Source organism: Nocardia puris (assembly GCF_036051655.1).
GTDB classification, from domain to species: domain Bacteria; phylum Actinomycetota; class Actinomycetes; order Mycobacteriales; family Mycobacteriaceae; genus Nocardia; species Nocardia puris.
Genome location: NZ_CP107943.1, coordinates 6,256,705 through 6,279,532 on the forward strand (window position 1 = coordinate 6,256,705; position 22,828 = coordinate 6,279,532).

Sequence of the window (22,828 nt, forward strand, 5' to 3'; positions counted from 1 at the left end):
TCACCGGCTCGCCGTCGGCACCGCGTCGGGCGCGTCGGTGGAGGTGTAGTCGAAGGTCACGTCGCCCCACGTGGACAGCGCCACCTCGAGCGGACGGCAGAACTCGGCGGCCTTGCGCAACACGTCCGGGCCTTCCTTCAGCAGGTCGCGGCCCTCGTTGCGCGCCTGCACCACGGCCTCGAGCGCCACCCGGTTCGCCTCGGCGCCCGCCGCGATCCCCTGCGGGTGGCCGATCGTGCCGCCGCCGAACTGCAACACCACGTCGTCGCCGAACAGGTCGAGCAGCTGGTGCATCTGCCCGGCGTGGATGCCGCCGGAGGCCACCGGCATCACGCCGGGCAGGCTGGCCCAGTCCTGATCGAAGAAGATGCCGTTGGCGGGCTCGGTACGAATGTGGTGCTCCCGCAACGTGTCATAGAAGCCCTTGGTGGTGGCGGGGTCGCCCTCGAGCTTGCCGACGACCGTGCCGGCGTGCAGGTGGTCCACACCGATGAGCCGGCACCACTTGGCCAGCACACGGAAGCTCACGCCGTGCGTCTTCTGGCGCGTGAACGTCGAATGGCCGGCGCGGTGCAGGTGCAGCAGCACGCCGTTGCGGCGCGCCCAATGCGACATGGACTGCATCGCCGTGTAGCCGACGGTGAGGTCCATCATGATCACCACGCTGCCGAGTTCCTTGGCGAACTCGGCCCGCTCGTACATGTCCTCCATGGTCGCGGCGGTGACGTTGAGGTAGTGGCCCTTGATCTCGCCGGTCTCGGCGGTGGCGCGATTCACGCCCTCCATCGCGAAAAGGTAGCGGTCGCGCCAGCGCATGAACGGTTGCGAGTTGATGTTCTCGTCGTCCTTGGTGAAATCGAGGCCGCCCTTGCACGCCTCGTAGATCACCCGGCCGTAATTGCGGGCGGAGAGACCGAGTTTCGGTTTCACCGTCGCGCCGAGCAGCGGCCTGCCGTACTTGTTCAGGTATTCGCGCTCCATCACCGTGCCGTGCGGCGGACCCTGGAAGGTCTTGACATACGCCACCGGAATGCGCATGTCCTCCAGCCGCAAGGCGAGCAGCGGTTTGAATCCGAACACATTTCCGATCACCGACGAGGTGAGATTGGTGATCGACCCTTCCTCGAACAGGTCGAGGTCGTAGGCGACGTAGGCGAAATACTCACCGGGCCGGCCCGGTACCTCGTCCACCCGGTAGCACTTGGCCTGGTACTTCGAGTGCGCGGTGAGGCGGTCGGTCCACACGACCGTCCATGTGGCAGTGGAGGATTCGCCCGCCACGGCCGCCGCCGCCTCGATGGGGTCGACACCGCGCTGGGGCGTCACCCGGAACACGGCGAGCACATCGGTGTCCGACGGCACGTAGTCCGGGTTGTAGTACCCCATCGACGCGTACGACTGCACGCCCGGATCCCACCGGTCCCGTTCGGATTCTTCGGCCATCGTTCCTCCTGGAGCGTTGTGCGCCTTGCGAATTCCAGGATGACGGGGCCCGCGACCACAAACAATTTGATTGTTCCTGGTAATGCTCAACCGAATGTCGAAGTTTGTTACCGTCGACGGATGGGTATGGTGAGCGCGTCGCGGATGGAAACATTCCTGGCCGTCGCCCGCCACAGCAGTATCCGGCGCGCCGCCACCCAGCTGCACATCACCGAGGCCGCGGTGTCGGCGGCCGTGTCGCACGTGGAGAAACAGCTCGGCGCGAAACTGGTCGCGAAGGCGGGCCGGGGGATCACGCTCACCGAGGCGGGGCGCGTCTACGCGGACTACTGCCGTCGCATCCTCGGGCTCATGCAGGAGGCGCGAGCGGCCGTGCGGCAGGCCGAGATCGGGCGGCTGCGCATCGGGGTCGTCGCGACGGCGGGGGAGTCGGTGCTGCTGCGTCCCCTCGCCAAGTTCCGCAATCGGTTCCCCGACGTGGAACTCAGCCTCTCGGTGCACCCCCGCGACGCGCTGTTCGCCGAATTGCTGCACCATGAAACGGATCTCGTCATCGCGGGGCGGCCACCGCGCGACGCAGGGTTGGTCACCCGCGCGCGCCGACCGAGCGACCTCGTGGTCGTCGGTTCGCCGCACCGTCACGTCGACCCGCTGCACACCACCTGGCTCTTGCGGGGGCGCGGGTCCGGCACGCGCGAAGCGACGCTCACACTGCTCGACACTCTCAACATCACCCCGCCGACCCTGACTCTCGGCTCGCACGGTGCCGTAATCGCCGCTGCGCGAGAGGGATTGGGCGTCACGTTGATCCACAGCGACGCTGTCGCCGACCATCTCGACTCGGGCGCCCTCGAAGTGATCCCGGTTCCCGGAACGCCCCTCGCGCGGCCCTGGCACGCCATCACCACCCGCACGCCCACCCCGACGACGCGGCTCTTCCTGGCGCACATCATGGACCCGGCCGAAGTCGGTTCCGACGCGTTCCTACCGGGGTGAAGATGTCGGCCTCGGCGGGCTCAGCCTGCCATCAGGACGGAGCGCTACTCCGCCGACCGAACCCCTCGACCGACCAATCCCACCGCGACCACCACCGGAACGGCCAACGCGATCGCGATCCCGGTGTGCCCGCCGAGCGCCAGTCCGACCCCGCCGAGCGCCGCACCCACGAACACTCCGAGGCTCATCCCGGCGGTGTTGACGGCGAAGGCGACGGCGGTGAGGTCGCCGCCGCGATGCGCGAGGAGGGTCGTGAGCTGGGCGGCGACGATCGCGTGCGCGAAGCCGAGGAGTGCCGTGCCCAACGCGGCGGCGGGTAGGGCGGTGGTGTGGAAGATGGCCAGGACGGCGAGGAGTGCGGTGAGCAGGCCGGTGGTGAGGACGGCGCGTGGGCGGTCGCCGAGCGCTTCGCCCGCGCGCCACCATCGGCCCGCGAGGTAGTTCCCCGCGAAGAACGCGCTGCCGCTCACCGTCCAGATCAGCGTGAACGCTTGGGCGCTCAAGTCGAATCGGTCGTGATAGAAGGCGGCGAGGAAGGCGAGATAGCCCATGAACGAGGTGGTCCGTAGTGCGGCAATGGCGATGATCGCCAAGAGATCTGGTCTCGCGCGGAGCCGGTCGAATGCCTCCAGGTAGCCCAACTGCTTCGTCGCTGGCGGTGTGGGCGGGGGAGTGGCGCGGAGAAACCAGGTAGCGAGCACTACGGCGAGAGCGGCGGTGATCCAGAGCGTGCCCTGCCATCCGCGCCAGAGCCCCAGCATGCCGATCACCGGTCCGGCCGCCACCGCCGCCAGCGATTGGGTGGCGGTCACCAGGGTGGCCGTGCGGCCGGCGTTCGCGGGATCGTCGTAGGACTCGGTCGCCTGCGTGAGCAACGCCGGGGTCAGCAGGGCGGTGGACAGTCCGACACCGGCGCAGAACACGATCAGCGCCGCGAAGACGCCGGTGGTGGCGACGAGGCCGGATATTGCGAGCGTGATCAGCGCGAGTGCGCTCACGCGCCTTTTCGGCCACCGGGCCAGCAGCGGGGCCGCGGCGACGCCGACGAACAGCGCCGTGATGCCGCCGAGGCCGCGCAGAAATCCGACGGCCGCTTCGTCCGCGCCCACGGTGTCGGAAATCGGCACGAGATAGGTCGAATAGACCGTGAAGGGAAACAGCCCGAGGACCGCCGCGAGCAGCAGCGGCCCCTGGGCTGCGATGATCCGCCGGTCGGGTAGCGGTTGTTTGCCGGTGGGTGGACGCGACACCGTCATCCGCGCTGGACCTTCCGTCGAAACATCATCGGCCCGCACGGAATTCGCGAAGATACATGGCGAACTTCTCCAGCCCGTCGATATTGCGCGGGCTCGAGATCGCCTCGTTGTAGTCCAGGACGAAGAAGTTGTCGTTAGCCACGGCCGGGAGCGTGGCGGTGGCCGGATGTGCCTTCAGGAAGTCGATTTTCGACTGGGCCGGCGCGTCGCGGTAGTTGAGGATGATGATCACCTCGGGCGCGGCCGCGACCACGGCCTCCCAGCCGACCTCGGTCCAGCGGGCGTCGACGTCACCGAAGATGTTGGTGCCGCCCGCGGTTCGGATGATGTCGTTCGGCGGTACCTGTCGCGCGGCGGTGAACGGCTTGTCGGTGCCGGAGTCGTAGAGGAAGACCTTCGTGGGCGGGCCCGTCGGCGCCTGCGCCTGGACCGCCGCGATCCGCTGCCGGTACTGCTCGATCAAGGTGGCGGCGCGGTCGGGGACACCGAAGATCTGGCCGAGTCGTTCGAGATCGACGAACAATCCGTCGAAGGGGGTGTGCCGTTCGGGATGGCCGGGGTAGTTGAAGCACGATTCGGCGTGCATGAAGCTCTGGATGCCGAGGGTGTCGAGGATTTCGGGCGTGATGCCGCGCGAGTCCGAGAATCCGGAATTCCAGCCCGCCACAACGAAATCGGCGCGTGCGTCCACGACGAGCTCCCGGTTCAGGAGGTCGTCGCTGAGGAATTCGACGCGTTCGCAGTCCGCCGCCCACGGGGACTCGGTGACCGGCGGATTCGCCGGTGGCATGACATATCCGCGGACATGGTCGACCAGGCCGAGCGCGAAAAGCTTGTCGGCACTGCCGCCTTCGTAGACGACGGCGCGCTGGGGCGTGGTGTACTCGACCGGCTCGCCGCAGCGGTTCACCGTCGTGGTGGTCGTCGATGCGGCGTCGTCGATTTGGGCGCCGCAGCCGGTGGTGACCAGTAACGCGGCGGTCGTGAGGGCGGCGAAACCCTTGCCGCGCCGGTGGATCCGAGACTTCATGCGGATGTTCCTTTCGGTATTGTCGCCGTCGCGTCCCGCGGCGAAGCGGGGTGTGAGGTCGGCAGTGTGTAGAGGATCTGGGGCGCTCCGGTGAGCGGATGGTCGACGACGGTGACCTCGACCCCGAACACCGCCGCGATGCGCCCGGCGGTGAGGACCTCGGCGGGCGTGCCGACGGTGTGCAGGTGCCCGTTCGCGAGTATCGCGACCCGATCACACACGGCCGCGGCGAGATTCAGGTCATGCAAAACGATCAGCACCGTCAGGCCGGTCGTGCGCAGGAAGCCGAGCAGTTCGATCTGATGGCGGATGTCGAGGTGGTTGGTGGGCTCGTCGAGGATGAGCACCTGTGGCTCCTGGACCAGGGCGCGGGCGATGAGCACGCGTTGGCGCTCCCCGCCCGAGAGGCCGAGGATGCCGCGGTCGGCGAGGTGGCCGATGTCGAGCAAGTCCATGGCGCTGCGGCACAGTTCGCGCTCGCGGGTGGTGAGAGGTTCGTTGCCGCGCTTGTGCGGCGCGCGGCCCAGCGCGACGACTTCGCCGACGGTGAAGTCGAAATCCGTTCCGGTCTGCTGGGTCAGCGCGGCGACGCGTTGCGCCGAGTCACGCAGTGACAAGTCGAGCAGGTTGTCCTTGCCGACCCTCACGACCCCGCCGGAAGGTTCGAGCGCCCGGTACACGCAGCGCAGGACCGTGGACTTGCCGGAGCCGTTCGGTCCGACGAGGCCGATGATCTCGCCGGCGCGCACGTCGAGGTCGAGGTCGGTGATGATACGGCGGCCCTGGAGCACCACCGATAACTCCGAGATCGACAGGCTCGAGGCCTTCTCGTCGCGCCCCATCAGATGCCGCCGAAGACGTAGCCGCGGCGGCGCATCAGCACGATGAACACCGGAACGCCGAGCAAGGCCGTGAGCACTCCGAGCGGCAGTTCACGCTGTGCGACCAGGGTGCGGGCGAGCAGGTCCACCCACACCATCAGGATCGCACCGACGCGGCGCGAAATAGATCATCACGCTCATGACCGCCTGGAACCCGAACGCCAGGGCGACGCCGGTCAACACCAACCGCAAGGGCGTCACCCCGGTCCTGCCGTAGGCGGCGGCGTAGACGAGCGCGGTCGCGCCCAGCGCCCCGAGAAACGCGCCGACCGAGACCGCGTAGATGCCCAACCCCGCGAGGGCCCCGAACAGCGACACCGCTACCGCGCCGACCGCGCCACCGGACGACACCCCGAGAATGTAGGGGTCGGCGAGGGGATTGCGGACGAGCGCCTGGATCGCCACCCCGACCGCGCTCAACCCCGCACCGACCACCGCCGCCAAAAGCACTCGGGGAGTTCGGATCTGCCAGATGATCTGGTAGCGGGACACCTCCTCCACCGGCAAACTGCCGCCCGTGACCGCCGCCCACAGATAGCGCACGGTGTCGGACGGTGCCACCGAGGAGGGGCCGAGGCCGATCGCGAAGAGTGTCGACACGGCCAGCAGGAGCGACAGCGCGATCAGAGGTCGTGCGCTGTGTAGTGGTCGACGGCGGAGGGCGCCCGCGTACTCGTCGGATCCGGGCGAGGCCGGAGGGAGAGGGACTGCGAGGAGACGGGGAGACCTTCGAACGTGAGCAATAATGGTAATGAACACCATTACCATATAGGGGTTCGAAGGAGTGGTAGCGGGGATCGTCGCCCTCCGAGACTCGGTGGTTCGTCTGCTGGGCGGCACACCCCTACCGATGGATCGCTCGCGAGGTCGATGAGATGGCTTACCTGAAGAGTGGGTTCGGGGGTTGGTGATCAGGCTGGGTGCGTTGATCGATTCGCGGGCCTGAAGTTGTGTGCGGTTCGAGGGCGGTGCGTGGTTTGTCCTCGGCGGGTGCGGCGATGGCGAAAGTGAGTGCGTCCCAGCCGATCACCCATCCGGAACCGAAGACTGCGACCGCGACACCGCCGATGCCGGGTCCGAGCACTTTGGCCAGATTCATGCTCAGCCGGAGCAAGGCGTTCGCGTCGTGGAGGTCGCGGTGGTCGACAGGTTGCGGGATCACGCCGTTGGCGGCCGGGCCGAAGAACGCGGCTGCGGTTCCCGCGACACCCGCCACGGCGGCGATATGCCAGATCTGGGCGGTCCCGGTGAGTACCAGTATCGCGAGAAGTGCTTGCGTGCAGGCGGATACGGCGTTCGACCACACCATCACGGTGCCGCGCCGGAACCGGTCCGCCACCACCCCGCCGACCACCACGAACAGGACCTGCGGCAGGAAGCCGACCGCCAGCACCACGCCGAACCAGGTGGCGGATCGCGTCAGTTCGAGCACCGCGAAGGACTGCGCGATCGGCGCGACGGCCGACCCGGTCGACGAGACCAGCCGACCCAGAAGGAAGGTGCGGAACGCACTGTCGCCCCGGAGTAGCCGGGCCCCCGCCATCACCGACATACCCGCCGAGCCTATGCGGGGGTGGGTAACGGATTCTCCATGGTCGATGACATAGGGTTCGAGGGGTCGATGGAGTGTGTACCGATAGCTGGGGCCGGGGACGGCCCGCTGATGGGAGAGCTTGACCGATGAAACTCACCGCGCGCCGTGGCCGGCCTGTCCGGGTCGCTGCCATCGCACTCACCGCCGCACTGTCGATGATGTTGGTCGGCGGGACCACGGCGGCGCAGCCGCGGCAGGCGTCCGAGATCACCTCGATCGACAAGGATGGGCGCACCTGGCACCTGAAGGTGTACTCGGCGGCGATGGACAAGGAGATCGACGTCGACATCCAGCGTCCGGCCGACGAGTCGACGCCGGCGCCGAATCTCTACCTGCTCAACGGTCTCGACGGCGGTCTCAGCGACGCGAGCTGGGCGGCGCAGACCGACGCGTTGGAGTTCCTGGCGGGCAAGCACGTCAACGTCGTCCAGCCGATCGGCGGCTACGCCAGCTACTACACCGACTGGTTGCAGCCCGACCCGGTGCTCGGCGTGAACAAGTGGCGGACGTTCTTCACCGAGGAACTTCCGCCCCTGCTGGACCGCGAGCTGGGATCCACCGGCCGCAACGCGCTGAGCGGTCTGTCCACCTCGGGCACGTCGGTGCTGCAACTGGCCGAGGCCAAACCGGGACTCTTCAAGGCCGTCGGCGCGTACAGCGGTTGCGCGCAGATCGCCGATCCGCTCGGCCAGCAGTTCGTGAAACTGGTGGTCGAGCAGCGCGCGGGCGGCAACACCGTGAATATGTACGGTCCGCCGGACAGCCCGGTGTGGGCGGAGAACGATCCGGTCATCAACGCGGAGAAGCTGCGCGGCACCCTGCTCTACATCTCGACGGGCAGCGGCATCCCGCTGCTCGAGGACGTCCAGTACTACCTGGGCACCTACCCCGGCAGCGACGGGCCCACCAGCCTCGCCCTCGGCGTGATCATCGAAGCGATCGTGAACGGCTGCACCACCAACTTGAAGAACCGCCTCGACTCTCTCGACATCCCCGCGACCTACCAGTTCAACCCCGTCGGCACGCACTACTGGCCGTATTGGGAAGAGGCGCTGCACAAGTCGTGGCCGCTGCTGGCCGAGGGGATGGGGATCCCGGCCTGATCGAACTCGGTTCGCGCGCGGGGACGTTGCCCGCTCCGCCTCGCGTGGTGTGGGAGTCGCTGGCGTACCCGAGGCGCGCCGGAGCCCGTCCGTGGTTGGTGCTGCTCGAGGATGGGATCGAGCCGGTGATTCTCGAAGCGCATGACCACGCTGCTGTTCGGTGATCTGCGGCTGTCTTACGGGCAGTGAGCCCGGTTCAGCCGCCGCCCGGTGCGGGAACGCGGGCCAGTGCGGCGCAGCCGCTCGGCGAGATCAGTTTTCGTCGGACTCGCGGCGTGCATCCTCCGCGCGGCGGCGTTCCTCTTCCTGGCGGCGAGCTTCGCGGCGCTGCTGTTCGGCGCGTTCGCGCAGGCCGCGCAGGAACGCTTCGTCGTCGTCCGGGCTCTGGGCGACGTGGCGGCCGGGGCGGTCGTACTCGGAGAACCGGGTATTGCTCGGGGGCGACTCGCGCAGCGGACGGCCCGCGAACAACCACAGGAGGGCGCCGACGGTCGGGATCAACACGACCACCACGATCCACCCCATCTTCGGCAGGTGCCGGATTCCCGCATCGGGGCAGGTGATGATGTCGACCAGGCAGTACACCCACAGCGCCAGGGTGAGCAGGCCGAGCACGGCGTAGGGCATCAATTCCTCCTCGGAACGGGCGGCGCCATCGCACCGGGGCCACCCGCGGTTTCCCGAAGACGAGCGCATCCCCCCGCCTGGCAACCCGGCAGCATCATAGCGCGACGCCCCGCGGGACCGGCGTGCCTCCGCGAAACGGCTGGTCATGGCCTCAATCCGGGAGGAGGGGGACGGAGAGGCCTTCGCCGCGGTGGAGGAGGGTGGCGCGGGTGACGGCGGTGGAGCCGAAGCGGCGGCGGAGGTCGTCGAGGGTGGTGTCGAGGGTGTCGGTGGGGCGGTCGAGGGGGAGGGTGAGTTGGTAGGGGTCGGTGTCGGCGAGGTTGGTCAGGGACAGGCCGATCAGGGTGATGCCGCGGGTGTGGATGAGAGGGAGGGCGTCGGTGAGCAGGCGGCGGGCGGTGCGGAGAAGGGTGTCGGTGTGGTCGGTGGCGTCGGGCAGGGTGTGGGAGCGGGTGGCGCGGGTGAAATCGTCGAAACGCAAGCGCAGCACCACCGTTCGGCAGACGCGGTCGGCGGTGCGGAGCCGGCGGGCCAAGCGGTCGATGAGGCCGTGCAGGTAGGCCTCGAGTTCGTCGTCGGGGTGGGGGCGGCGCCCGAGTGCGCGTTGCGCGCCGATCGAACGGCGTCGGCGCCCGGTCTCGACGCGGCGCGGGTCGCGCGCCATGGACAAGGCGTGCAGATGGCGGGCCGCGGACTGTCCGAGGATGCCGCGTAACCCGGATTCGCCGAGTGCGGCCAGTTCGCCCACCCGGGCGATGCCGTACTCGTGCAGCTTCGCGGCCGTGACTTCGCCTACGCCCCAGAGTCTTTCGACCGGCAACGGGTGCAGGAACTCGAGTTCGCCGTCGGGTGGGACGAGGCGCAGGCCGTCGGGTTTGGCGACCGCGCTGGCGACCTTCGCCAGGAACTTGGTGCGGGCGATGCCGACCGAGATGGGTAATCCGGCCTCGTGTCGTACGCGGGCACGCAAACGTTTGGCTATTTCCGTCGGCTCGCCCGCGATACGGCGCAATCCGCCGACGTCCAGGAACGCCTCGTCGATCGAGATGCCCTCCACGACCGGCGTGGTGTCGCGGAAGATCTCGAACACCGCCTTGCTCGCCTCGGAGTAGGCGTCCATCCGCGGCGGCACCACGATCGCGTGCGGGCACAGGAGCCGCGCCTGCCTGCCGTTCATCGGCGTGCGCACCCCGAACGCCTTCGCCTCGTACGAGGCCGCGAGCACCACGCCGCCACCCACGATCACGGGCTTCCCGCGCAGGCGGGGGTCGTCGCGCTGCTCGACGGACGCGTAGAACGCGTCGAGATCCGCGTGCAGGATCGACGCCTCCGCGCGCGCCTCGATCCGCGGACGGGGCGAGGGGCGGATATCGGACACGAACATATGTTCGCATCGAGGTCCGACAAGTGGGGCGCGCATCGGCGTGATGGGTGTCGATGCGGCGCTCACGCGAAATATCCCGTGGGTGCCGGGGTCTATTCGCCGGAAGTTTTTGTGGTACGTTCATATCATCAAGAGAAGTGAGGGAGGAAACATGGCGAAGGTGGGCGGGTTCCGCAACGAGGCGGAGCGGCGGGCGTATCTCGACGCGTACGAGGCGATGGCGCGGCAATGGCCGGTGGAGTCGACGGAGATGGATGTGTCGACGGCGTATGGGCCGACGCATGTGCGCAAGTCCGGGGGCGGGCCGGGGGCGCCCGTGGTGATGCTGCATCCGATGGGCGGGAACGGGGCGTGCTGGTTGCCGGTGATCGAGGGGCTCGCCGCCGATCGCGTGGTCTACACGCCCGACACGATCGGCACGCCGGGTTTGAGCGTGCAGACCGCGCCGTTGACCGAGGCGGCGGACTTCGGGAAGTGGGTGGACCAGCTGCTGGAAGGGCTCGGGGTGGAGCGGGCGCACCTGCTCGGCTACTCCGACGGCGGCTGGCAGGCGTCGGTGGCGGGCGTCAGCAGCTCGCGCCTGGCGAGCCTGACGCTGGTCGAATCCGCGGTGAGCTTCGGCAAAGTGAGCATGGGTGTGCTGTGGCGGATCATGCGCGTCGGGATCCGGCCCACCGAGAAGAACATGCGCAAGTTCGGCGAATGGGCGACACCGAATCGTCCGCCCACCGAGGACGAGCGCCGCACCGCGCTCGCGGCCGTGCCGTACAAGCGGGTCCTGCCGTGGCCCCGTCCGCTCACCGATGAGGAACTGGGCGCGATCCGGGTGCCGATGCTCGCGGTGTTCGGGGCCGACACCGTGCTGGGCGATCCGGTGAAGTGCCGCGATCGCGCGCTGGAGCTTGTCCCGCGGGCGGAGGTGGAGATCTATCCGGGTACGGGACATGAGGTGTTCTTCCACCGCGCCGACCTGGTGGTCCCGCGCATCTGCCGCTTCCTGCGCGCGAACGAACCCGTCCCGGTGTGAAGAGGGGCGTCTCTCGGGGCGTTGATCAAAGTGATGGGTCGGCGAACTCCTCCGCCATCCGGGCCGGTTCCCCGAATCTACTGTTCTGATACGTAGAACAAAAGGTTGTCGGTACGCTGGTTTCCCAGTTGATCGGACGACGATGAGGGAGTCGGTGCGGTGCGTGGATTCGGAGACCTGGAGGCGGTCATCATGGACCGCATCTGGGACAGGGACACGGAGTTCACCACGGTGCGAGAGATTTTCGAGGAGCTCTCCGCCCAGCGCGACATCGCCTACACCACGGTGATGTCGACCATGGACAACCTGCATCGCAAAGGCTGGCTCGCCCGCGAACGGGCGGGCAAGGCATACCGCTACTGGCCGACGCTCACCCGCGAGGAACACAGTGCCCGGCTGATGCTGGAAGCGCTGGGGTCCGGGGGGCGATCGGATCTGGTGTTGAGCCACTTCGTCGACCGGATCAGCCCGGAGGAGTCGGCCGGGCTGCGGGCGGCGCTGCGCAGGCTCACGGCCCGGCGGACGCCCGAGGAGTGATCGCTCAACTGGGCGGTGCGAGCCGGTAGATGAGTTCGGGTCGTCCGCGACGGCCGTAGCGGTGGGAGAGGTCGACCGTGCCGCGCTGATTCAAGTAGTCCAGGTAGCGGCGTGCCGTCGCCCTGGAAGTGCCCGCCGCCGAGGCGATTTCGGCGGCGGTCGCCGTCCGGGCGGTGCGCAGGGCGGAGACGATCAACTCCATCGTCGGCGCCGACAGGCCTTTGGGCAGCGTCTCGGTTCGGGCGGTCTCGACGGTCCGCTGCGGTGTGGCCCGGCCGCTCCACAGCGAGTCGATCTCGTGCTGTCCGAAGGCGTCCTCGTTGGTCGCCGCCAACGGGGCACGCTGGGCTCGGTAGGCGCGCAACCGCTCCGCGAACACCGCCCGGCTGAACGGCTTCACCAGATACCCGGCGACCTGGGCGGACAGCGCCTGACGCACCGTCACCCGGTCGCGGGCCGAGGAGATGACGATGACGTCGATCGGCGTGCCCGCCGCCGCGCGCAACCGGTGCAGCACCTCGATCCCGCTGAACTCGGGCAGGTGGATGTCGAGCAGCACGAGATCGACGGGGACCCGGGAGACCGCGTCCATCGCCGCCGGACCGCTGTGCACGGCCCCGCTCACCGTGAATCCCGGCTCCTCCTGGACGTAGCGGGCGTGCAGGCGGCACGCCGCCGGATCGTCGTCCACGATCAGCGTCCTGATCGGCCGGTCGTTCATGCCCACACCTTTCCGCCGCCCGCGCCGAGCCTCGAGACGGGCCTGTCCGACTCGGCGGGAGGCTCCCCTTCGACGACCATGGGCCGACGCACCGAGCGCTCGCTCATCTCACACCCTTCCGCCGTCCGCGCCGCGCCCCCCCGGCACGAACCGCGCGGCTGCCGCTCGCTCGCGAACCACCGGCTGACCCCGCCCACGCACTCATGTGCTCACCTTCGTCGCGGCCGACTCCACAGCGTCCCGCGCTCCACCGGCCGGCATCCGCACCTCGAACCGCGCCCCGCCCAGATCACTCGAACCGACGTCGATATGCCCGCCCCGGCGGCGGACGATCCGCAGCACGAGTGCGAGCCCCACGCCGCGCGACGACACCTCGTCGGTGGGGTGTTTGGTGGTGAACCCGTGCCGGAACAGTCTGGGCATGGCGTCGTCGGGGATGCCGGGCCCGCTGTCGGAGACGACGAGGTCGAACTCCGTGCCGTCGGCGTGGATCCGCACCCGGACCATGCCGTCCGGGCCGGCGGCCTCCACGGCGTTGCGCACCAGGTTGGACAGCACCGTCAGGTCGTCGGCGTCGATGCCGGTCCGGTCCACCTCCGAGAGCGGGTCGATCTCCAAACGTCCACCCTGCTCGGCGAATTCGGCGGCGGCCGCGTCGAGCAGCGCGCGCACGCGGGCGTCGTCGAGCTCCGGTCCGGTGCCGTCGGTGTGGGCGACGGGCGCCAGGTCGGCGATGTAGGCGAGCGCGCCCGCGGCGTCGTCGCTCTCGACCAGTCCGTAGATGATGTGCAGGCGGGTGCGGAACTCGTGGGTCTGATCCCGCAGCGCCCGCGCGATCCGCCGCTGCACCGAAAGCTCCACCACCTCGTCCTCGAGGCGGCGCACGCGGCGGTTCACCAGGTGGGCCAGCAGCCCCGCGGCCAGGCAGCCGACGGCGAGCGCGGCGAGGATCCATGGCACCAGCGCGAACAAGCTCTCCTCGTGATCCGCCGCGATCTCGGACTCCAGGATGCCCACCGACGCGATGCCGATTACCGGGGCTCCCGGCGAATCGGATTGGTATACGGGCACTTTGGCGCGCAGCGTCGGCCCCAGGGTGCCCGACTCGGTGCCGAGGAACGTCTCGCCCGCGAGCACGGCCGACGGGTCCGTGGAGACGGGCCGTCCGCGCTCGGCCGGATCGGGGTGGGTGAGCCGGATGCCCTCGGCGTCGGTGACCACCACGTAGTCGACCCGCGACGCCTGCCGGATCAACTCGGCCAGCGGTTGCAGTTCCGCCGCGGCGGCGGGGGAGCCGAGGGCGGCGCGCACCTGATCGAGTTCGGCGAGGCTGCGCGACACCGCCAGCACGCGTTCCTCGGTGGCCGTGCGGATGTGGCGCTCCTGCACCGCCGACGCGGCCAGCGTCGTGGCCGCCACGCAGGCGAGCACCACACCGCACTGCACGAGCAGGATCAGCGCGCCGCGCAGTCGCGGCGAGCGCACCCTGTCTGCCAGAGGCATGACACCCACCTCCTCGGCACCGGGCGGACCGCTCGCCGTGTGCACTTATGAGCACAAACAGCGGACGTGCTCTGCATCACATTCTTCGCTGTCATCGTAATGAGCGCCGCTCGACGCCGACAGCACCCGCCCCGCGCGACGGCAGGAAAGGAGGCTCCGATGAACCGCCGCATCCTCGCGGTCGCCCTCGGTGTCGTGACCGTGGCCCTGTTCGCCTCGGCCGCCCTCGACGCGAGCCGCGCCGGGACGGTGGCGAACCCGAGAACCAAGCTCACTCTGGTGGCGCCCGCCGCGCCCGGTGGTGGCTGGGACTCGTTCGCCCGCGAATCCCAGCACGCGATGCGGGACAACGGCGTGGTCAACATGGTCCAGGTGGTGAACGCGCCCGGCGCCGCGGGCACCATCGGGCTCAGCCAGGTCGTCCGCATGCACGACCGCCACGACGTGATGCTGGTGACCGGCAGCGTGATGATCGGCGGCACCATCCTGTCCGGCTCGGGCGACACCCTCGCCGACACCACGCCGATCGCCCGCCTCGCCGACGACTACAACGTGCTCGTGGTGCCCGCCGACTCGCCGTTCCAGTCGCTGGGCGATTTCCTGGCCGCCTGGGCGCGCGATCCGGGTGGGCACGCCATCGCGGGCGGTTCGCTGGGCAGCATCGACCACCTGCTCACCGGTCTGCTCGCCCAGTCCTCCAACATCGACCCGCAGGCCGTCAACTACCTCGCCTACGCCGGCGGCGGCGAGGCCGTGACCTCGCTGCTCTCGCACACCGCGGTGGCGGGGATCTCCGGCTACAACGACTTCCGCGATCAGATCGAGGCGGGTGCGTTGCGGGCGCTGGCCCTCTCCGCCGCCGAACCCCTGCCCGACGTCGACATCCCGACGTTCCGGCAGGCGGGCACCGACGTCGCCATGTCGAACTGGCGCGGACTGGTCGCCCCGCCGGGCATCGACGCCGAGACCAGGGCCGAGCTGATCGCGATCGTCGAGGAGTACCGGGACACCGACGAATGGCGAGACACGTTGCGGCGCAACAACTGGACCGACGAATACATGTCCGGTGACGAGTTCGAGGCGTTCCTCGCCACGGAGTCCGACCGGATCCGCACCATTATCGAGGAGCTGGGATTATGACCACCACCGCCGTGGCCGACCGGGTCGGGCCACCCCCGCGCCCCGGCTGGCTGCGCAGGCACAGCGAGCTGATCGTCGTCGCCGGCGTGCTGGCACTGGCCGTCTTCCTGACGGTCGAGACCATCCGGATGGAGGTGCCCGACGGAGCCGGGACGCCGGGACCGCGATTCTTCCCGATCCTGGTCGCCGGATTCCTGTATGTCCTGGCGGTGCTGCTCACCGTCCAGGTGCTGCGCCACCCCGAGCACGCGGACCGCGAACACGGGTCGGCCGAGGTGTCGACGTTGATGCTGGAGGACATCGGCCACCTCGACGACACCGGTGAGATGCGCGTCGTCCGGGCCGAGGAGCCGGCTCCGCAACCCGCCGCGGACGCCGAGCCCGATCTGCGCACCGTCGGCCTGACGCTGGGCGCACTGGTGGTGTTCGTGCTGATCCTGGTGCCGGCGGGCTGGCTGATCTCGGCCACCTTCCTGTTCTGGGCGATCTGCTACGTCTTCGGCAGCCGCAGGCCGGTCTTCGATCTGGCCGTCGCCGCGCTGGTCGCCTCGGTGATCCAGTTGGCCTTCTCGGCGGCGCTCGGGCTCACCCTGCCCGCCGGGATCTTCGCGGGAGCGCTGTCATGGACCAGCTGACCCTGCTCATGGAGGGGTTCGCCGGGGTGCTCACCCCGATGAACCTGACGCTGCTGGTGATCGGCGCGGTCCTCGGCACCGCCGTGGGCGTGCTGCCCGGACTCGGGTCGGCCATGGCGGTGGCGCTGCTGCTGCCCGTCACGTTCAGCCTGCATCCCACCGGCGCGTTCATCATGTTCGCCAGCATCTATTTCGGCGGACTGTTCGGCGATTCCACGTCGGGCATCCTGCTCAACACGCCCGGCAATTCCTCGGCGATCGCGACGACGTTCGAGGGGCACCGGATGGCCAAGAGCGGCCGGGCCGCCAAGGCGCTGGGCATCTCCGCGATCGGCGCGTTCACCGGCGGTCTGATCGCCACCACGTTGGTGGTGTTCCTCTCGCCGCAATTGGTGAAGCTGGCAACGCTTTTCGGCCCTGCCGAGTACTTCGCGCTGGCGATCTTCGCGTTCGCAGCGATCTCGGCCGTGGTCGCGGAATCGGTCGTGCGCGGATTGACCGCACTGGGGATCGGGCTGGCGTTGGCGCTGGTCGGCATCGACAGTGCCAGTGGCGCCGAACGATTCACCCTCGGCAGCGCGGCGCTGTTCGACGGCATCTCGATCGTGGTGATCACCGTCGGGCTGCTGGCGCTGGGCGAGGTGCTGCACGTGGCCTCGCGCATCCGTCGGGAAGGCGGGCCCGAAGTGCCGGTGGAGGCGGAGGGCTCGCCGTTCCCGAGCCGCAGGGAATTCCGATCGGCGCTGCCCGCGTTCCTGCGCGGCACCTCGTTCGGGTTGCCGTTCGGCGCGATCCCGGTCGGCGGCTCGGAGGTGCCGACCTTCCTGGCCTACGGCACCGAGAAGAAGCTGGCCCAGCGGCGCAACGATCCCGACTTCGGTACACGCGGTTCGATCCAGGGCGTGGCCGCGCCCGAAGCCGCGGGCAACGCGACGGCGGGCACGGCGATGGGCGCGCTGCTGGCGCTGGGCCTGCCGACCTCGGCGACCGCCGCGATGATGCTGGCCGCGTTCCAGCAGTACGGCATGCAGCCCGGTCCGCTGCTGTTCGAGCGCAGCGGTGACCTGGTGTGGCCGCTGCTGGCGAGCCTGTTCGTGGGACTGGTGATCCTGCTGATCATCAACCTGCCGTTCGCGGCGGTGTGGGCGAAGCTGCTGCTGATTCCCCGGCAGTACCTGTACGCGGGGATCACCGTGGTGGCGATGCTCGGTGTGTACGCGATCGCGTCGTCGATGATGGATCTGTGGCTGCTGCTGGCTGTCGGCGTGGCCGGATTCGTGATGCGGCGGTACTCGATTCCGCTGGCGCCGGTGCTCATCGCGGCGATCCTCGGGCCGCTGGCCGAGACCCAGTTGCGGCGCGCGTTGGCGGTGTCGGAGGGTGACCCGTCGATTCTGGTGGGCTCGAACATCACGGTGGTGCTCTACACGGTGATGGGGCTCGCGATCGCGGTCAGCTTGGTGCAGCATCTGCGGCATCGGCAGCGAGCCCGGGGCGCGGAGAAGGCGGCGGTGTAGCCGGTCGACGGGTGAGGTCCGTCGCGCGTGCGCGGCGGCCGCTTGTCCTCGATGCTGTCGGGCTCCAGGATGCGATGCCCCGTCGCGCGTGCGCGGCGGGACATCGCGCGATTGTCCGGGTTCCGGCGCGGCGGCCCTGCCCGTATGCTGGGCTGCCGTAGAGCCGAGCACAGTGGGTTATCGGGATGGGGAGTGGTTGATGGCTGCCACGTATACGGCACCGGTGCTGTGCGATGCCGGGGCGACGTCGGCGAACTCTGGGCTCGCCGCGCGGATCGCGATTCTCCGGTCCGGGTCGCCGTGAACGTCGCGCTCTGTCTGATGGCGTACGGCGCGACCGTGGCGGTGTTCGGTCCGCCGGTGTTGCGCGGGCTCACCCGTCGCGGTGTGGCGCCCCGGCTGAGCGTGGCCGCCTGGCTCGTCGCGATCGGCGGTGCGCTCGCCGCGTGGGTGCTGGCGGCGGTGCTGCTCGTCGTGGAATTCACGACGGTGCAAGGACATTCGGCGGCGGCCCTGCGCGCCTGCTTCTCGGTGCTGTCGACGCCCGTGCTGCTCGACAGCGTCTGGTGGGAGCGAATCGCGCTGTACGCGTTGGCCGGGGCGGTCGCGACCGGCGCGGTGGCGGCGACCCTGCGGACGGTGTGGGTGGCTTGGCGGATGCGGCGGCGCACGATCGCCTACGGCGCGGCGGTCCGCATGGTGGGGCGGCGGGTGCCGGGGCTCGGGGCGCTCGTACTGGATTCGCCCGAGCGGCAGGCGTATTGCGTGGCGGGACGGCCCGACACCATCGTGGTGACCAGTGCCGCGGTCGACGCGCTCACCCGCGAACAACTCGACGCCGTCCTCGCGCACGAACACGCGCACCTGCGCGGGCGGCACGCGCCGCTGAGCGCCCTGTTGCGCGCCCTCTCCTCGACGCTGCCGTTGCGGTTGCTGCGGCAGGGCAGCGCGGAGATCGGCCGGTTGCTGGAGATGTGCGCCGACGACCGCGCGGCCCGCGCGCACGGGCGCGAACCGTTGCTCGGCGGCATGCTCGCGCTCGCGGGCGGTAGGGCGATGCCCGCGGGAGCGCTCGGTGCGGCGGGCACCGCGGTGCTGGTGCGCGCCGAACGGCTCGCGACGCCGGTGGGGCGGATGCACCGGGTGACCAACCGGACCGCGCTGCTCGGGGTGATCGCGGCGACGGTGATCGGGTTGGTGGAGATCGCGCTCGGAATCATGATGTGCAGCGTGCTGATTCGCTGAGGGGCTGGGCATTCGGTGAACGCGTGCTGTGCTCGGGCTTTTGGCGCGCTTCATCGGCTCTTGCGCCTGCGTCGTCGGTCACGGTGTCGGCGCGTGTCCGAGTAGGGCTCTCGGCGAACTCGAAACGGATCGCCTCCCTCGGAAATAGCCTTCGCGGGCGTGGTTGTCGCTGCCCATCGGGCCGGGCGTCGGCGATCGTTCGTCGTCAAGGCGGCGCTTTCACCGATCATGTGAGCATGCCGGTCTGAGGATGATGGCCCGGTATGAGCTCGAGCCGAGGTGCCCGATCGTCAGGCATATGGCGCGGCGGCACGCGGAATCATCTCGGGACGGTCGCCGACTTCAGGGAGGCGTCGGCGGGCGGGTGTAGCGTGCGGGCGTCAAGGGTTGACAGGTTGTTCGGGAGGTGCGGTGCGGCTCGGCTGGGATCAGGTGTTCGCGTGGCGGCTGGAGCGTCAGTTCGTCTCGCGAGTGGCGCGCGGCGGGGTGGGCGAAGTGGTCGGGCGGCTGGCCGGGGTGCAGGCGCAGGTGACGTCGTCGGCGGAGATGGCCGTGGCGGTCCGGAGCGCGAAGCCAGAGGAAGGGGCGGTGGTCGGCGCGCTCGAGAAGGGCGCGCTGATCAAGACCTGGGCCATGCGCGGGACGCTGCACGCCCTGCTGCCGAGCGACGCGGCGGCGGTGCTGCCGCTCATGGCGGCGACGAGGAACTGGGAGAAACCCTCGTGGCAGAAGACATTCGGCGCGACGCCCGCCGAGGTCGCCGCGCTCACCGAGGCGGTCGGCGGCATTCTGGCCGATGCGGCGCTCACGCGCGAGGAACTGGTGGAGGCGCTGCTCGCCGATCGCGCGTTTCACAAGATGGGGGAGCAGCTGCGTTCCGGTTGGGGCGCGCTGCTGAAACCTCTTGCCTGGCAAGGGGCTTTGTGTCACGGGCCGATGCGCGGCACCAAGGTCACGTTCACCGCCCCGGCGCGGGCGGTGCCCGGTTGGCGCGGTCTCGCCGACGTGGACGAAGCCGCCGCCACGGCGATCACCGCCTATCTCGGCGCATACGGTCCGGCCACGCCGGAGGTGTTCGACGCCTGGCTGACCCGTGGAAATTTGCGTAAGACGCTCGTACGCGGATGGTTCGCGGAGCTGGGGGACGCGCTCACGCCCGTCGACATCGACGGCCGCGCCGCCTACGCCCTCACCGAACACCTCGACGCCCTCGCCGCCGCGAAACCCGACAAGTCCGCCTACCTGCTCGGCCCGTTCGACCAATACGTGCTCGGTCCTACCACCGCCGACACCGATCTGCTCCCGAAGGAACACCGCTCCGCCGTCAGCCGCACGGCCGGATGGATCGCGCCGCTCGTTGTGGTGAACGGCCGCATCGTGGGCACTTGGGAACTCGACGGCACCGAGGTCGTGCTCGCGATGTTCGACAACGCGCCGCTGCCGAAGAAGCTGGACCCGGCACTGGCGCGCGTGGCGGCGGCCGCCGGATCGGAGAAGGTGACCGCGCGGGCCGCGTGAGATAGGCCCGGAGTAGTGCGGCCGCGACAATGAGAAGTATGCGCCCGGCTGTCGGTGCCGATTCGTTCGGTGTGCGCCCTGGTGCCGGACTCCTGTCGGCAACCGCTCCAGCTCAGTGTTCGAGCTCGATGATCAATCAGCGCGACACCGGACCGGGCCGCCGACTTGGTCTCGGCTTCGCGACCAAGGTCGACGATCCGGTCCGACGCTTCGAAGCGGACCGCCCACTGTTCGATTCGATCGCTCGGCCCGACGACAGCGAGCGGCCGGACGGCGGTTGCCAAGCCGAACAGGCCTCATGCATGGGGTGGCGCGATCGTTTACGGCATCCCCTGTGATGGCCTTGACACACTCTTCGCTCCCGCGTTCATCAACCGCCGCGCCAGCACCTCGCATCGCTCCACCAATTCCGGCGGTTCCAGCACTTCGAAGGGGTGGCCGAGGAGGAGGGTGTGCATCAGGATGGCGTCGATATTCGCACCGCCGCTGCGGACTTCGCAGCTGCTCGCGTCGATCTCGCGGACGACGGCGGCGGCCGGGGAGACCTGGGCGCGCACGGTGTCGGCGGGCGCGTGGACGAGGAAGCGGGCCTGGTGGGGGTAGACGCGGCTCGCCACCCCTTCCTGCACGTACGTGGCGGCGTCGGGCCCGGGGCGCGGGTGGAAACGCCAGGTGCGCGCTGATACGTCGCTCATGCGGTCCACGCGGAAGCTGCGCCAGTCGTCGCGATCGAGGTCGTAGGCGAGCAGGTACCAGCGCCGGTCGGAGGTGACCAGGCGATAGGGCTCGACGCGTCGTCGGGCGGTACCGCCGGCGGACGGGTAATCGAACCCGGCCTCGACCTCGTCGCGGCAGGCGCGCGCCAGCGTGAGCAGCGCGTCGGAGTCGACCGGCCGGTGCCCGCCCGCGAACGACTCGACCGAGTTCGCCAGCGTGCGGACCTCGCCGCGCAATCGGGTGGGCAGCACCTGGTCGAGCTTGGTGAGCGCGCGCAGCGCGGCGTCGCCGGTGGCCGCGCTGAGGAGGAGTGAGACCGCCGTCGCGATCGCTTCCTCGTCGTCGAGCAGCAGCGGGGGCAAATCTTGGCCGCGGCCGAGCTGATATCCGCCGCCGACACCCTGACTCGCGTGCACCGGATAGCCCAGCGCCCGCAACCGCTCCACATCGCGGCGGACCGTGCGCGCCGTGACGCCGAGCCGCCCGGCGAGTTCGGGACCCGTCCACACCTGGCGCTGCTGCAACAGCCCGAGCAGGGTGAGCACGCGCTCGGTCGTCCCGCGTTCCGTATCGCCCATCACGTCTTCGAGCTTGCCAGAAATAGCGGACCGATCCTGTCCGCGAGGCGTGACAGAGTGGGGGCACACGCACTTCGACACGACGGGAGCACTCCGCATGAGCCGCCACATCCAGATCACGTTCGACGCGCACGACCCGCGGGCACTGTCGACCTTCTGGCGCGACGCCCTCGGCTATGTCCACCCCGCCCCGCCCGGCGTCGAGCTGCCCGTCGGCACCGACCCGTTGGCGGCGTGGGACGAGTTCCTGGACCGCCTCGGCGTGCCGCAGGATCAGCGCAACACGAGTTCGGCTGTCGAGGATCCCGACGGCACCGGCCCGCGCCTGTTCTTCCAGCAGGTGCCGGAGGACAAGGTCGCCAAGAACCGCGTGCACCTCGACGTCCGCGCCGCCCCCGGACTGGAGGGTGAGCAGCGAATGGCGGCGCTGGAGGCCGAATGCGACCGGCTCGTCGCGATCGGCGCGAAGCGGGTGCGCCGGTTCGAGCCCGAGCCGCCGCTGAGCGCCGGATTCATCGTGATGACCGACCCCGAGGGCAACGAGTTCTGCCTCGACTGACCGGCGGCCGTGGCGCGACCCGGCGCGCCACGATCGTGTCAATCCTTCGTATTCCGCTGCCGCACATACGCTTCGAGTCCGTCGAGAAGGCGGTGCAGACCGAAGGCGAAGTGGTCGAACTCCGAACCGAACGCATCCTCGGACAGCGAGGCCAGGGTGGGGAAGCGGCCGCTGGAGATGGCGTTGGTGAGGTAGGGGCCCTGGGTGTTCCAGAACTCGTCCTCGGTCATGCGGGAGCTGCGCTCGGCTTCGCGTTCGTAGAGCTGGTTGCGCGCGAGGCCGGTGACGTAGCCGGAGATGGTGACGACCACCGAGACGAGTTCCACGTCGGGCAGGCCCATCGCTTTGATACGCGCCAGCACCAGTTCCATGCCCATCGCCGCGCCGGGGCCGATCACCGGGCGTGACTGGTCGACCTGCAACAGCCACGGGTGGGCGCGGAACATCTCGAGCTGTTCGTAGGCCAGCGCCTCGAGCGCGGCGCGCCACCCTCCGTCCTCGGGCAGCGGCCCCGCGGGCGCCTGCGCCCGGTCGAGCATGAGATCGAGCAGCTCGGCCTTGCCCGGCACGTACCGGTACAGCGACATGGTGCCGGTGCCCAGCTCGGTCGCGACCCGGCGCATGGTGACCGCGGCCAGCCCTTCCTCGTCGGCGACTTTCACCGCCGCCGCGATGATGCCGTCCAAGGTGAGGCCGGGTTTCGGGCCGCGCGTCGGACGCGGCGCGGTATCCCACAGCAGGTCGAGTGTGCGCGCGAGATCGCCGCTGCCGCTGGCCTCCGTAGTCGTCATGTCGTTCAGGTTAACCCGTGGAAATC

The 22,828-nt window shown here is 69.6% G+C and carries 24 protein-coding genes; 11 read left to right on the top strand and 13 right to left on the bottom strand.

The window, feature by feature from the left end:
* Positions 1-1,443, bottom strand: a complete 1,443-nt coding sequence (locus OHB21_RS28940; protein WP_067501652.1) for a form I ribulose bisphosphate carboxylase large subunit — start codon at positions 1,441-1,443, stop codon at positions 1-3.
* Between the two features lie 120 nt (positions 1,444-1,563).
* On the opposite strand from OHB21_RS28940, the gene OHB21_RS28945 reads away from it, so the two are divergent.
* Positions 1,564-2,439, top strand: coding sequence for a LysR family transcriptional regulator (locus OHB21_RS28945; RefSeq protein WP_228788443.1), 876 nt, complete (start codon positions 1,564-1,566; stop codon positions 2,437-2,439).
* Between the two features lie 44 nt (positions 2,440-2,483).
* On the opposite strand, the gene OHB21_RS28950 is transcribed toward OHB21_RS28945, so the two are convergent.
* The 6 genes from OHB21_RS28950 to OHB21_RS28975 form a co-directional block, all read right to left on the bottom strand.
* A complete protein-coding gene (locus tag OHB21_RS28950; protein ID WP_195124225.1) occupies positions 2,484-3,695 on the bottom strand; it encodes an MFS transporter in 1,212 nt (403 codons plus the stop codon).
* A 25-nt stretch (positions 3,696-3,720) separates the two neighbouring features.
* Complete coding sequence (locus OHB21_RS28955; protein WP_195124226.1) at positions 3,721-4,725, bottom strand: ABC transporter substrate-binding protein; 1,005 nt, start codon at positions 4,723-4,725, stop codon at positions 3,721-3,723.
* Positions 4,722-5,567: an ABC transporter ATP-binding protein gene (locus OHB21_RS28960; RefSeq protein WP_195124227.1), complete on the bottom strand. Its 846-nt coding sequence runs from the start codon at positions 5,565-5,567 to the stop codon at positions 4,722-4,724. Before OHB21_RS28960 ends, OHB21_RS28955 begins: the two co-directional genes overlap by 4 nt.
* Positions 5,567-5,704 carry an iron chelate uptake ABC transporter family permease subunit gene (locus OHB21_RS28965; protein WP_195124228.1) on the bottom strand — a complete coding sequence of 46 codons (138 nt, stop codon included), beginning with the start codon at positions 5,702-5,704 and terminating at the stop codon, positions 5,567-5,569. Before OHB21_RS28965 ends, OHB21_RS28960 begins: the two co-directional genes overlap by 1 nt.
* The gene (locus tag OHB21_RS28970; RefSeq protein WP_232331577.1) at positions 5,658-6,206 is read right to left on the bottom strand and encodes a FecCD family ABC transporter permease; all 549 of its coding nucleotides are present in this window, start codon (positions 6,204-6,206) and stop codon (positions 5,658-5,660) included. The genes OHB21_RS28965 and OHB21_RS28970 overlap by 47 nt, the downstream gene beginning before the upstream one ends.
* 280 nt (positions 6,207-6,486) lie before the next feature.
* Entirely contained in the window at positions 6,487-7,158 is a 672-nt protein-coding gene (locus OHB21_RS28975; RefSeq protein ID WP_195124229.1) for an MFS transporter, read from the bottom strand.
* Between the two features lie 128 nt (positions 7,159-7,286).
* Between OHB21_RS28975 and OHB21_RS28980 the strand changes: the two genes are divergently transcribed.
* On the top strand, positions 7,287-8,303 hold the full coding sequence (locus OHB21_RS28980) for an alpha/beta hydrolase (protein WP_067501643.1): 1,017 nt from the start codon (positions 7,287-7,289) through the stop codon (positions 8,301-8,303).
* Between the two features lie 252 nt (positions 8,304-8,555).
* On the opposite strand, the gene OHB21_RS28985 is transcribed toward OHB21_RS28980, so the two are convergent.
* Positions 8,556-8,930, bottom strand: coding sequence for a PLD nuclease N-terminal domain-containing protein (locus OHB21_RS28985; RefSeq protein ID WP_067501640.1), 375 nt, complete (start codon positions 8,928-8,930; stop codon positions 8,556-8,558).
* 151 nt (positions 8,931-9,081) lie between these two features.
* A complete protein-coding gene (gene dinB, locus OHB21_RS28990) occupies positions 9,082-10,314 on the bottom strand; it encodes a DNA polymerase IV (protein WP_195126661.1) in 1,233 nt (410 codons plus the stop codon).
* Positions 10,315-10,465: 151 nt separating this feature from the next.
* Between dinB and OHB21_RS28995 the strand changes: the two genes are divergently transcribed.
* Both OHB21_RS28995 and OHB21_RS29000 read left to right on the top strand, forming a co-directional pair.
* A complete protein-coding gene (locus OHB21_RS28995) occupies positions 10,466-11,341 on the top strand; it encodes an alpha/beta fold hydrolase (RefSeq protein WP_067501633.1) in 876 nt (291 codons plus the stop codon).
* Positions 11,342-11,500: 159 nt separating this feature from the next.
* Entirely contained in the window at positions 11,501-11,878 is a 378-nt protein-coding gene (locus tag OHB21_RS29000; RefSeq protein WP_084537198.1) for a BlaI/MecI/CopY family transcriptional regulator, read from the top strand.
* A 4-nt stretch (positions 11,879-11,882) separates the two neighbouring features.
* Here OHB21_RS29000 and OHB21_RS29005 read toward each other — a convergent pair whose 3' ends face one another.
* Together OHB21_RS29005 and OHB21_RS29010 are read right to left on the bottom strand one after the other, a co-directional pair.
* Positions 11,883-12,599 carry a response regulator gene (locus OHB21_RS29005; protein ID WP_195124231.1) on the bottom strand — a complete coding sequence of 239 codons (717 nt, stop codon included), beginning with the start codon at positions 12,597-12,599 and terminating at the stop codon, positions 11,883-11,885.
* A 201-nt stretch (positions 12,600-12,800) separates the two neighbouring features.
* Positions 12,801-14,102 (bottom strand): sensor histidine kinase, encoded by a 1,302-nt coding sequence (locus tag OHB21_RS29010; RefSeq protein WP_084537246.1) that lies wholly within the window; start codon positions 14,100-14,102, stop codon positions 12,801-12,803.
* Between the two features lie 159 nt (positions 14,103-14,261).
* Between OHB21_RS29010 and OHB21_RS29015 the strand changes: the two genes are divergently transcribed.
* The 6 genes from OHB21_RS29015 (at position 14,262) to OHB21_RS29040 (ending at position 20,495) form a co-directional block, all read left to right on the top strand.
* Positions 14,262-15,242 carry a Bug family tripartite tricarboxylate transporter substrate binding protein gene (locus OHB21_RS29015; RefSeq protein ID WP_067501623.1) on the top strand — a complete coding sequence of 327 codons (981 nt, stop codon included), beginning with the start codon at positions 14,262-14,264 and terminating at the stop codon, positions 15,240-15,242.
* Positions 15,239-15,877 carry a tripartite tricarboxylate transporter TctB family protein gene (locus OHB21_RS29020; protein WP_195124232.1) on the top strand — a complete coding sequence of 213 codons (639 nt, stop codon included), beginning with the start codon at positions 15,239-15,241 and terminating at the stop codon, positions 15,875-15,877. Before OHB21_RS29015 ends, OHB21_RS29020 begins: the two co-directional genes overlap by 4 nt.
* Entirely contained in the window at positions 15,865-17,394 is a 1,530-nt protein-coding gene (locus OHB21_RS29025; RefSeq protein ID WP_067501609.1) for a tripartite tricarboxylate transporter permease, read from the top strand. The genes OHB21_RS29020 and OHB21_RS29025 overlap by 13 nt, the downstream gene beginning before the upstream one ends.
* Positions 17,395-17,694: 300 nt before the next feature.
* Entirely contained in the window at positions 17,695-18,639 is a 945-nt protein-coding gene (locus OHB21_RS29030) for a M56 family metallopeptidase (protein WP_067502114.1), read from the top strand.
* Between the two features lie 411 nt (positions 18,640-19,050).
* Positions 19,051-20,157, top strand: coding sequence for a winged helix DNA-binding domain-containing protein (locus tag OHB21_RS29035; RefSeq protein WP_067501606.1), 1,107 nt, complete (start codon positions 19,051-19,053; stop codon positions 20,155-20,157).
* 128 nt (positions 20,158-20,285) lie between these two features.
* Entirely contained in the window at positions 20,286-20,495 is a 210-nt protein-coding gene (locus OHB21_RS29040; RefSeq protein ID WP_195124233.1) for a hypothetical protein, read from the top strand.
* On the opposite strand, the gene OHB21_RS29045 is transcribed toward OHB21_RS29040, so the two are convergent.
* Positions 20,478-21,452, bottom strand: coding sequence for a helix-turn-helix transcriptional regulator (locus OHB21_RS29045; protein WP_195124513.1), 975 nt, complete (start codon positions 21,450-21,452; stop codon positions 20,478-20,480). The two genes, OHB21_RS29040 and OHB21_RS29045, sit on opposite strands and share 18 nt — an antisense overlap.
* Positions 21,453-21,549: 97 nt before the next feature.
* Between OHB21_RS29045 and OHB21_RS29050 the strand changes: the two genes are divergently transcribed.
* The gene (locus OHB21_RS29050; RefSeq protein WP_067501596.1) at positions 21,550-22,011 is read left to right on the top strand and encodes a VOC family protein; all 462 of its coding nucleotides are present in this window, start codon (positions 21,550-21,552) and stop codon (positions 22,009-22,011) included.
* Between the two features lie 38 nt (positions 22,012-22,049).
* On the opposite strand, the gene OHB21_RS29055 is transcribed toward OHB21_RS29050, so the two are convergent.
* Complete coding sequence (locus tag OHB21_RS29055) at positions 22,050-22,802, bottom strand: TetR/AcrR family transcriptional regulator (protein WP_067501593.1); 753 nt, start codon at positions 22,800-22,802, stop codon at positions 22,050-22,052.
* Positions 22,803-22,828 lie beyond the last annotated feature (26 nt).